At 46.6% G+C, this 10,721-nt stretch carries 11 protein-coding genes, 1 tRNA gene and 1 pseudogene; 6 read left to right on the top strand and 7 right to left on the bottom strand.

Annotated elements, in window-relative coordinates:
• The 4 genes from AC8GE9_RS17755 to AC8GE9_RS17740 all read left to right on the top strand — a co-directional run.
• The coding region (locus tag AC8GE9_RS17755) for a type II toxin-antitoxin system Phd/YefM family antitoxin (protein WP_506678507.1) at positions 1–365 on the top strand (365 nt) is incomplete at its 5' end.
• Positions 355–618: a Txe/YoeB family addiction module toxin gene (locus AC8GE9_RS17750; RefSeq protein ID WP_506678506.1), complete on the top strand. Its 264-nt coding sequence runs from the start codon at positions 355–357 to the stop codon at positions 616–618. The genes AC8GE9_RS17755 and AC8GE9_RS17750, both read left to right, overlap by 11 nt.
• 281 nt (positions 619–899) lie before the next feature.
• Positions 900–1,325, top strand: coding sequence for a MarR family winged helix-turn-helix transcriptional regulator (locus AC8GE9_RS17745; protein WP_506678505.1), 426 nt, complete (start codon positions 900–902; stop codon positions 1,323–1,325).
• A gap of 10 nt (positions 1,326–1,335) precedes the next feature.
• On the top strand, positions 1,336–1,572 hold the full coding sequence (locus AC8GE9_RS17740) for a CDGSH iron-sulfur domain-containing protein (protein WP_506678504.1): 237 nt from the start codon (positions 1,336–1,338) through the stop codon (positions 1,570–1,572).
• A 464-nt stretch (positions 1,573–2,036) separates the two neighbouring features.
• Here AC8GE9_RS17740 and AC8GE9_RS17735 read toward each other — a convergent pair whose 3' ends face one another.
• From AC8GE9_RS17735 to rpoD, 6 genes and pseudogenes are all read right to left on the bottom strand, one after another.
• Positions 2,037–2,813 (bottom strand): hypothetical protein, encoded by a 777-nt coding sequence (locus AC8GE9_RS17735; RefSeq protein ID WP_506678503.1) that lies wholly within the window; start codon positions 2,811–2,813, stop codon positions 2,037–2,039.
• A 342-nt stretch (positions 2,814–3,155) separates the two neighbouring features.
• Positions 3,156–4,067, bottom strand: coding sequence for a carbon-nitrogen hydrolase family protein (locus AC8GE9_RS17730; RefSeq protein ID WP_506678513.1), 912 nt, complete (start codon positions 4,065–4,067; stop codon positions 3,156–3,158).
• Between the two features lie 189 nt (positions 4,068–4,256).
• Positions 4,257–5,035: pseudogene (locus AC8GE9_RS17725) on the bottom strand (carbon-nitrogen hydrolase family protein); the annotation flags it as partial.
• A gap of 119 nt (positions 5,036–5,154) precedes the next feature.
• Positions 5,155–5,233: transfer RNA gene (locus AC8GE9_RS17720), tRNA-Ile, on the bottom strand.
• Between the two features lie 62 nt (positions 5,234–5,295).
• A complete protein-coding gene (locus tag AC8GE9_RS17715; protein WP_506678502.1) occupies positions 5,296–5,940 on the bottom strand; it encodes a LuxR C-terminal-related transcriptional regulator in 645 nt (214 codons plus the stop codon).
• Positions 5,940–8,096: an RNA polymerase sigma factor RpoD gene (gene rpoD, locus AC8GE9_RS17710; protein WP_506678511.1), complete on the bottom strand. Its 2,157-nt coding sequence runs from the start codon at positions 8,094–8,096 to the stop codon at positions 5,940–5,942. Before rpoD ends, AC8GE9_RS17715 begins: the two co-directional genes overlap by 1 nt.
• Here rpoD and AC8GE9_RS17705 point away from each other — a divergent pair.
• Together AC8GE9_RS17705 and AC8GE9_RS17700 are read left to right on the top strand one after the other, a co-directional pair.
• On the top strand, positions 8,005–8,328 hold the full coding sequence (locus AC8GE9_RS17705) for a hypothetical protein (protein WP_506678514.1): 324 nt from the start codon (positions 8,005–8,007) through the stop codon (positions 8,326–8,328). The genes rpoD and AC8GE9_RS17705 overlap by 92 nt on opposite strands.
• Before the next feature lie 45 nt (positions 8,329–8,373).
• Positions 8,374–8,679 carry a hypothetical protein gene (locus tag AC8GE9_RS17700; protein WP_506678501.1) on the top strand — a complete coding sequence of 102 codons (306 nt, stop codon included), beginning with the start codon at positions 8,374–8,376 and terminating at the stop codon, positions 8,677–8,679.
• A gap of 106 nt (positions 8,680–8,785) precedes the next feature.
• Here the strand turns inward: AC8GE9_RS17700 and dnaG are convergent, their stop codons facing one another.
• The gene (gene dnaG / locus AC8GE9_RS17695) at positions 8,786–10,708 is read right to left on the bottom strand and encodes a DNA primase (RefSeq protein WP_506678500.1); all 1,923 of its coding nucleotides are present in this window, start codon (positions 10,706–10,708) and stop codon (positions 8,786–8,788) included.
• Between the last annotated feature and the right edge of the window lie 13 nt (positions 10,709–10,721).

The raw sequence follows: 10,721 nt of genomic DNA, 5'->3' as shown, positions 1-10,721 counted from the left end.
TTTTGTGGGCTTGTAACTGGATGTTTCTGGCGATGATTAGAACTGCTTGCACGAAAAACTCATTCTACGTATACTTGTACAACTTACTGGACAACTCAGAGTCAATCATGCGAGTTATTAATTTTTCTGACGCAAGAAACCAATTCAAACAGGTCATTGATCAAGTCGTGGCGGATTGCGACGTAGCAATTATTTCTCGTAGAGATGCCGAGGACGCAGTTGTCATGTCTCTAGATACCTACAACAGCATGATGGAAACATTCCACTTAATGAAATCTCCCGCTAACGTAAAACATCTGGAGAAATCATTAGCCCAATACCGTAAGGGGCAAGTTAAGCCAAAGGCTTTGGTAGATGCTAAGTAAGCTCGTATGGACCAATGCCGCTTGGTCTGATTATCTTTATTGGCAAGGGCAGGATAAGAAAACGCTCAAACGCATCAATCTGTTGATTAAAGAGACCATGCGCTCGCCTGAAGAGGGCATTGGTAAACCTGAAGCACTGAAAGAAAATCTGTCTGGTTTATGTTCAAGGCGTATAGACGATGTTAATCGCTTGGTCTACGCGATTGAAAAAGAACAGCTAGTCATTATTGCTTGCCGCTATCACTATGAGTAAATCTTGAGCGACTAGGATCTAACATCCGCAGGCCTTGGTCGATTTCGCCCTAGGCCACCAAGAATCTCAATAGCCCATTTGTTGGGCTATTTTTATTTCTAGTACTTAATCGCTTCCCTACCATGCTGTTAGCCTAACTTGTCTCTTCGCATAGATTCTATCCGTCAATCAGGGTTGCGCCACTCTGGCTATAGACTGGGTCCTCAGATGCGTGAACTGTCCTTTAAATGGACAAATTTATTAAGGCGTTTGACGATAGTTAATATATGGACTATATTAGTATGCATATGAACTTTATACCTATCGTTAAAGAACTCGCGCGAGCCTATCAAGAATTCGAGGGCTACTCTTCCACCCACATTCGGGGGCTAGGTCTACTACCCGTCCAGTTTGATGTGATTGCCACACTAGCCAATCAGCCGCCAATGACCTATAAGCTGTTGGGAGAAAAAACCTTGATTTCTAAGAGCTCTCTTACTGGCATTGTTGAGCGTATGGTTCAGAAAGGTTTTATCGCGACCCTAGAAAACCCTGTTGATGCTCGTAGTCATTTGCTCAAGTTGACAGCCAAGGGACAAAAGATTTTTGAAAAGGCTTTTCCGGTGCATCTTCGGCATCTTGAGCTCGCATTCCAGAAGCTGTCAAAAAATCAAATGAAAGAAATTGAGAAATCACTCAAAACCCTTAAATCTATTTTTATTAGCTAAAGGAAACACAATGAATCCACATATTGCCCAAAAAGCACCTTACGTAATAGAAATAACTGCTGGCCAGTCTTATTACTGGTGCTCTTGCGGCCTAAGCAAGAATCAGCCGTTTTGCGATGGCAGTCATAAATCCACCAAATTTACGCCTGTTGCGTTTACTGCTGAAAAGACTGAAACCGTCTATCTGTGCGGCTGTAAACATAGTGCTAATGGAGCGTTTTGCGACGGTAGTCATAACAAGCTCTAAGAGCTCAAGATTAATTTTTAACAAATTAAGATATAAAAAACTTTGAAAATTTATTAAACCTTCTAGGCCGCATTGCTATTGCGGCAACTGGAAGGTTGTTGGTATTGGCCTCATCGGGCGCTGGTTCAATTAGCATTGATGGCCGCAAGGTAAAGGCTGAGTAATTACTTCTATTGAGCTAGAGTCAGGTATTCTCGACTCTAGTTCGATTCCGCCCTAGGCCACCATAAAAATTATAAAAATCAATGGATGATGCCAACCTCCCCAGGTTAGCGTTTTTGTTTTCTGGGTTCATGTAAGCACTGTGTAAACAAATTTCAGCAATACGCTGCTAACACTACCTTGGCCTTGAAATCGGCCGTATGATTCCTTCTGGTTCGTCATTACTCTCCTGAGCGCTCCGCGCCAAAAAGACCAATGACTTTTTATCACTTATCGGGCTGTCTAGTTTGGCCAGACCGGCTCTAGGCAAGCCTACTTTTTTTACGATAAACTAACTCTTTATATATATTTGACAAATATATTGAGGACTTTCGTCTGTATTTTAGTAATTCTCTCGCTTTAAACCAAATATTATTAAAGCTTTCCAATGTCACTCTCTTAAGGAGATTAATCTCATTAAGATAAATAGAAATACAATGTCCGCCGTATGGAATGCAAGTAGAAAAAAGTCGATCAGGTGGGATCAAATCTTTTAGATACTCGAAATGTACTGCATCTTTATTCTTAGGATCATAAAAAATATAATAGTTACATTCGTTTCTGATTGAGTGCTCATCTATGCGATACATCCATGTAACTTTTTTAGCGTTCTCAAGCCATCTATCATCAAAATGACAGTCTATTCTATATTGTGGAGAGTAAGCTAAAACCTTATCTGTAAAGAGACGACTTGAAAAAGCAATTGCTGCATAACCGCCCATTGACGCGCCGAGAGCCACACGTTCGCAATAATTTTTAGTGGCAACTAACTTCTCTATTTCTTTAAAAATATATTCAGGAATATTTTGAAACCAGTCATCATTATTTACTTTAAAAGAAACAACATCAAAACCATTTTCTATCAGGAAATTTCCACCAAAATGATTTCCACTTAGATTCCGATTTCCTCCAGAGGAAAAAACATATGCTAGCCGATTATTAATTAGCCTAGATATGGAAAAATATTCTATACAACACACTGTATTTTGATAAATGATTTGTATATCAGTCTTCAATTCTTTTTGTAAAATTTTAGACATTTATTTAGCATGGTCCATAGATCATTTAATCCTTAAATTAATCAATTATATTGTAGATTTGATGATGCCTGCTGTTGAATATCGGCCTAGTACACTAAGCTTTACTGCAGATCGATTAATATATGCAAGGGTTATCCACACACTGCGCCTCGAGGATCTAATTTGGATCAATCCGAAGTCATATTTGGACAGTCACTGGTAACCGCTATTTTATGTTTTACGAAGCAACTTAAAATTGCAGCTTAAATAAAACGGCTCACATCATTGAGCCGCTTCAATGCTGGTGTCCCTCCAGTGAGTCGAACACGGCACCAACAGATTATGGAGGCAGGAGCCCTAAATTTATTTTCCGCTAGTTAGTTTAGGGCATAGTTCTCTATTGGTGGAGTCTGTTTGCCATTCTTTAAGACACGCTCCTTGGGGATCTAGCGTTAAAGGTGCTGCAAGGTCGTAGCGTCTACCAACAGCTAACTTTTGCTGGTCAATCCATAGATTGTTTTGTACATGTGTTGTAAGTGAGACCTGATAGGCTGCCTCTTTATTGGGAGCGATATTTGGTGGATAGTAACCATCCTCTGGCACTAATGAGTACAAGGCACTCGCATTGAAACCATTGGTTTCTTTTGGTAAATAGTTCGCTACCAATGTGTAAGCCTGAGAATATTTAGCGATGTCGTACCACATGTACATGCCGCGGTTACTGGCGTTAGGCACCAAGCCTTTAGGGATATTAACTTCCCCACCATAGCTTTTCCCGTCATACATTGCTGGAATCAAAATGAGATCCGCTCGATTTAAGGGATAGACTTCAGTGAGCTCAGGAATACGCACTTCATCATTTAGCATGACGACTAACCTACCCAAATCATTGGTGCTAAATACTGGCAAATCATCACCCGCTGTTGCCCACTGCCGTTCGCTATCGTTCAGATGAGACTTACGATAAATGCCTGCTTGCTTTCCATTGAAATCAAAAAGGATTGCGGTTTCATAGTACTTACCATCCTTGACTTCAGGCATTGAAAATAAAAGATAGGTATTGTAATTTTTAGCAAGTGTAGATGCTAGGGTGGCACTCTTACCATCAAGAGTCTCAGCATACTTAGCAATATTATTTTTATCTAAAGTGACCTTGCCCAGAAATGAATTGAACGGCAACACTGCGAGATTGAATCCATTGGGATTGCTCTTGATTAAGCTATCTACTTTTTTGGCGTTGGCATCTACATCGCCATTCATTGGTTCATATTGCAATAAAAGAGCTGCGATTTGATTTTGCTTACTATTGGCATCGGGATCAACAGGTGCTTTGTATAAGTTATAGATGCCGTAAAGTTCTGGGCGACGTTGTTTCAACCAAAATTCTTTTTGCGCACTTTTTTCACTAGTATTTATCGTGGCATAAATGATTGTTGGTTCTTCAGGCTTAGTCCATGTACCCGCCTTGGAGCTAGCAAGTTGTTTGCCGTTGGCGCTCCATATGGATGATCCGCCGGTAAACTGATCAACAAAATTAAGCTTTGGGATCTTCACTAAACCCGCTTGATTCGTTGCAACCGTATTGATTCCAATCCATGGTGATAAGGTGGCTATGTTTGCAATCGTTGAATGGTTGCCATTGCTCATTTTTTCAAACTTAGGCGTAGTGTCCGAACCAATCGGCATCGCCAAAATATCTATACCTCGCAGGCTTGGTATCAATAAAGACTGTAAACGACTGTCATCAAAACAAATGAGGATGCCTATTCTACCAATATCAGTATCAAACACTGGGAAACCTAAATTACCTGGTGCGGCAGTATTAAAATCGCCCTCAGGAATTTGATTTTTTCGATACTTACCAATATAGCCTTTTGGCCCAATCAATGCGGCTGCATTGTGCGTCAAACCAGTTATAGGATCATTTTCATATAGGCCAACACAACATAGTTATTATATTTTTTCGTTATCTCTTCCATGGCAGCAGTCGCTTTTCCTGGAATAGTGTCCGAGTCTTTTGTGCTAGCGATTATCCAACCCGTTACAGCAACCTCTGGCAAAACGATCAACTGAGCGCCACTCTGAGAGGCAATAATTACTTTAGCCACTATTCCGTCAATATTCCCCTGAAGATTCTGCTCGGCCGGATTAAATTCAACGGCTGCGACTTTAATTTCTGCAGCATGAATTGCTGAAAAAGATGTCGTTATTAATAAAGAGAGCAGTAGGAGTAATTTTTTCATTTAAGCGGAAGCAAATATAAAAAAGCTCGGTTGAAATATGAAGTCAATATAGCATTCTCGATATAACATTTTGCGGAGCAAATAAAAACGCCCCACATCGCTGTGAGCCGCTTTAATACTGGTGCCCCCCCCGTGAGTCGAACACGGCACCAACGGATTATGAGTCCGCTGCTCTAACCAAGCATGAGCTAGGGGGGCATGACTGGCATAACTTTTAGCGGATGAATTATATCCCGTAGCTAAAAGCAGATCTTTTGCCTCTATCTACTGAAATGTTGTTGCGCAAAGACAAAGAGCTCCAGCCTGTTGGCCAGGTCAAGCTTGCTATAGATTGAACGCAAATGATTGCGAACCGTGTTTTCGCTGATCTCTAGATCCTTAGCGGTGTCGCGCAATGTTTTTCCGCCTCCGTCCAAGACGGCTTTCACCACGAGCTTTTCCTTGGCCGTCAGTGCAGCAATCCGCTTTTGCTCATCCGATAGCGCCTTGGTCTGATCCAGACTGCTAAAAATACGAGAGGTAATCTGTCGGTTAAACCAAAACTCCCCCGCATACACAGTGGAAATAGCCTTAAGCAGCTCTGCACTGTCCGCCTGCGCATTGACCAACCCACGCGCACCCTCTTTGAGCCAGTCCTCTACATTTGAAGGCTCACGCTCGAGCGCGAGCAACAAAACCTTGGCATCACTCATCGCAGCAATGCGCAACAACAAAGAAGGCTTCTCATGCTCAACATTCAACAACACCACATCGAAACGATCCGTTGTGGTGGTTAAAAAAAGGGCTAACTCATCCCCCCTACCAAACGTCTTGACGACGTGATAGGAGGTGTCTTGTCGCACTAGACCGTCTAGGGCAGACTGCACAATCGGGCTTGGATGGACAACCAAGACTTGGATTTGCATTACTGTCCTTCGAGAAAGCTCTTGAGCTTGTCCGAGCGGCTTGGATGGCGCAACTTGCGCAGCGCCTTAGCTTCTATTTGACGAATCCGCTCTCGCGTCACGTCAAACTGTTTGCCCACCTCCTCAAGCGTCTGGTCTGTGCTCATCTCGATACCGAAACGCATACGCAGCACTTTAGCCTCTCGAGGCGTCAACGAGTCCAGGACTTCTTTGACCACATCGCGCATTGAGCCATGCAGCGCAGCGTCTGCAGGGGCCAGTGTTGCCATGTCTTCGATAAAGTCACCCAAATGCGAATCGTCATCGTCCCCAATCGGCGTTTCCATCGAAATGGGTTCTTTTGCGATTTTGAGGATTTTGCGAATCTTGTCCTCTGGCATATCCATCTTTGAGGCCAGCGTCGCGGGATCAGGCTCGGCACCCGTTTCCTGCAAGATCTGACGACTGATGCGATTCATCTTGTTAATCGTTTCAATCATGTGCACAGGAATACGGATCGTGCGGGCTTGGTCAGCAATCGAACGCGTAATGGCTTGGCGGATCCACCAAGTCGCATAGGTTGAAAACTTATAGCCTCGACGGTACTCGAACTTGTCGACCGCCTTCATCAAACCGATATTACCTTCTTGGATCAGATCCAGAAACTGAAGGCCACGATTGGTGTATTTCTTGGCGATCGAGATCACCAAGCGCAAGTTCGCCTCGGTCATCTCGCGCTTGGCCTTGCGAGCCTTCGCTTCGCCAGTCGCCATCTTTTTGTTGACGTCTTTGAGATCTTTAAGCGGCAACACGACGCGCACTTGCAAATCAATCAACTTTTGCTGAAGCTCCTGCACAGCTGGAACATGACGCTTGAGGGTATGGGCGTAATCAGAGACCACCTCCACCTCACCCAGCACCCACTCCAGATTGGTTTCATTACCTGGAAACACTTTGATAAAGTGTGTGCGCGGCATACCGGCACGCTCCACGCATGTATGCAAGACCTGACGCTCAATTTTACGAACTTCTTCGACCTGCGCACGCAGCGTGTCGGCCAAGCGCTCAACCATCTTGGCGGTAAAGCGAATGCCCATCAACTCATTTTGAATCGTCTCTTGCGCAAGCATATAGGAGGCAGAGCGATAACCGTCTACCTCGTAGGCGGCGCGCATTTTAGCGAACTCAACACCGACGATTTCAAACTTAGCCAAACCTTTGACACGAAGATCTTCGAGCTGTTTGCTGCTCATGCCGCCTGCGGGACCGTCTTCATCCGCTTCATCAGACACGCCCGCACCCGCATACTCGGCGCCATCATCGGGATCGACCAGACCATCGACAACCTCATCGATTTGAGCCTGACCATCGCGCACGCGCTGAACATGATTCAGGATTTCGTTGATCGTTGTTGGGCAAGCCGAAATGGCCATGACCATGTGTTTCAGACCTTCTTCAATCCGCTTGGCGATTTCGATTTCGCCTTCGCGTGTCAGCAACTCAACGGTCCCCATCTCACGCATATACATGCGCACTGGATCCGTTGTGCGACCAAAGTCTGAGTCAACAGTTGTTAGAGCGGCCTCAGCCTCGTCCTCGACATCATCATCAGAGGTCGCAACCGGTGCGTTTTCGCCCAGCAGTAAAGTTTCAGCATCCGGGGCCTGGTCATAGACCGCAATGCCCATGTCGCTAAACGTACTGATGATGCCATCAATGGCCTCAGCATCTACGAGATCATCGGGCAAATGGTCGTTAATCTCACCATACGTCAAGTAACCGCGATCTTTGCCGAGTTTAATAAGAGACTTCAAGCGATTACGTCGCGCCTCGTATTCCTCGGGCGTCACGGGACCACGCGCGATCAAATCTTTTGCTTCACCCTTGCCGCGCTTACCGCGCTTGACGGGTTTGAAATCAGGCACAACTTCAACTTCGTGTTCGCCATCACCCGAATCACCAAAATCCGCATCATTGTTATTCGGATTTTTAGAGGGGCGTCCGGGACGACGACCCGTACCTCCGGGCGGACGACCACTGGCTTTCTTTGGCGGGCCATCACCATCGTCTTTAGGAGGGGCTGGCTTGGACACATCGACCTTCCCAGGCGCTTTGGATGAGACAGGCGCAGGAGGCGCGGCTTTGACTGGAACAGGCTTGGCCGCAGGGGCCGCCACCTTGGCAGCTGCGGGCTTTGTTGCCACTTTAATCGGCGCCTTTTTGTCAGACTTGTCTGATTTTTCAGCTACTTTCGCACTCGTCTTGGCTGCAGGTTTTGCCACAACTTTTGCGGCAGATTTACTTGCAGGCTTAGCTGACGGTTTTGCGCTGCTCTTGGCTGCGGTTGCTTTTTCGGATGCTACGGGTTTACTTTTTGAAGCCGACTTCATTGAATCCTTGACTGATTGAACTGCAGTTTTTGCTGCGGATTTGGATGGAACGGGTCGAGCCGCGATGGACTTGACTGGGGGCTTGGCGCTTGGCTTTAAGACAGGCTTGACGCTTGGTTTAGCCACTGGCTTAGAAGAAGCTTTTGAAGCGGGCTTAGCCGCCTGCTTGGGCACCGGCTTAGCGACCGATTTAGTTGCTGGTTTAGTTGCCGGCTTAGTTGCCGGCTTAGTTGCCGGCTTAGTGACCGACTTAGGCACAGGCTTTGAAGGTGTTTTACTCGAAGGTTTAGCTGACTTGGCGATGGGCTTGGTTGCAGCTTTAGGTTTAGGCTTTGCAGCAGCCATTGTTTTTTTCTTGCCAAGGAGTTGAGTCATGATCGCTCTTATATTTAGAAGTGCTTTAAGCACGAGCCTGCCCAATCCGTGCTTGATTCAAACACACGCTTGAGCTGCGTAAACCATTGATTTTAACTGAATCAGGTAGACTTACTTGATTCAATCACCCTCATTAGACGGGTGATACTCTGAGAAAGTTCCTGATATTTTTGCTGAGCAGCTAAATTATTTAATCCCTGCCCAATCAACACCTGTTGCTCGGCTTTTAAACTGTCCAACTCGATGCGCCGAACAGCATCCTCCCATTCGGACTGAGGGTTAGGCAAGGATTCCTGAGACATGAGGTCCTCGGCGACCGAAACAAGCAAAATGCCAAGATCTGCCCCGGGGTCAGCCGCTTGGATCAAAGCACCAACATGACGGGCGCCCGAGGCTTGAATCAGAACAATAAGATCTCTGACCATATCCAAATGAGGCCCCCGAGCCAAGATTTCAACCTGCTGCTCCCCCATTTGATCGACTAACTCAGGATGGGTCAGCAACAAGCGTAATAAACGGCGCGCAAGGGGGGCGACAGCGCGCCTAGAGGCACCAGCCACAACGCTACTGCGCGCTGTGCGCTTATGTCGGCCACCTCCCTCAGATAAATCGTCTCTAGGGGATGCCCCCTCTTCATAATATGACTCTGCAGGAGATCTGAGTTCCTCGCCTGTAGAGCGCCCAAGAGGTGCTGCACGACCAGGCTCGGGCAAGCCCGCCATCCTGTGCGGAGCGTCCTGGGCCATTAACTGACTCAACTCCTCAGGCGTAAATTGAACCAAGCGCGCCAACTCGTTCTGCAGTTGGACCTTGAGTGCAATCGCAGGAATTTGGGCCAACAATGGCTTGGCTTCATGCACAAGGGCCGAACGCCCCTCAAGCTCCTGAGTTGAGTGACGCGCAGACAACTCATTTAGAAAAAAAGTAGAAAGCGCATCAGATTCGTTCAAGCACGCTCGAAAGGCTTCCTCGCCAAATTTCCGGATATAACTATCTGGATCATGCTCGGTTGGCAAAAACAAAAACCGGATAGAAATATCATCACGAAGGAGCGGCAAAGAGGCCTGTAACGCTCTCCAAGCGGCGCGGCGGCCCGCTCCATCACCATCAAAACTAAAAATAATCTTGTCACTTGCACGGAGCAATTTTTGAATATGGATCGGTGTCGTCGCTGTACCGAGGGTCGCCACCGCATTTTTGACCCCGAGCTGAGCTAAGCCCACCACATCCATGTAGCCTTCAACCACAATCACACAGCCCTCCGTGCGAATCGCGCCTCGCGCCTCAAACAAACCGTAAAGCTCGTTGCCTTTGGAAAAAACAGGTGTTTCGGGCGAGTTTAGGTACTTGGGCTCACCCTTACCAATAATACGACCGCCAAAGCCAACGATTTCGCCCTTGGCATTTCGAATCGGGAACATAATGCGCTCCCGAAAACGATCATAGCGGCGACCATCTTCAGACGCGATCACCAACCCTGACTCAACGAGGATTGCATCGTCATAACGGGGAAAAACCTTGGATAGCGCCTGGCGATCCGCACTTGCCCAGCCTAGGCCAAACTCCTTGGCGATCAGTCCGGTGAGGCCTCGCTCCTTGAGATAGCGAATCGCCGCAGGACTTTCACGCAATTGGGACAAGTAGTGTTTTTGAGCGAGGTCCAACACTTGGGTATGTTGGGAAATTTCTTCACGGCGGCGCGAACTCGCAGCCTTTTGACCAGGAGAACGATTTTCCTCGGGGACACTCATGCCAACGGCACTGGCGAGTGTTTTAACCGCCTCCGGAAAACTCGCCCCAGTATGCTCGATCAGAAAGGTAATGGCGCTACCATGCGCTCCACAGCCAAAGCAATGATAAAACTGCTTTGTGGGGCTCACTGTAAAAGAAGGAGATTTTTCGTTATGAAAGGGACATAACCCAAGCAGGTTGATGCCCCCTTTCTTTAACTGCACATATCGGCCGACGACATCGGAGACATCGACTCGGGCAAGAAGATCCTGGATAAAGGAATCTGGGATCAACGCTCAGACCATA

It is taken from the genome of Zwartia lucis (genome assembly GCF_965234455.1).
Classification (GTDB): Bacteria; Pseudomonadota; Gammaproteobacteria; order Burkholderiales; family Burkholderiaceae_B; genus Zwartia; species Zwartia lucis.
Note: the sequence above shows the minus strand (reverse complement) of the source record. Positions and strands in the feature narration are given on the sequence as shown.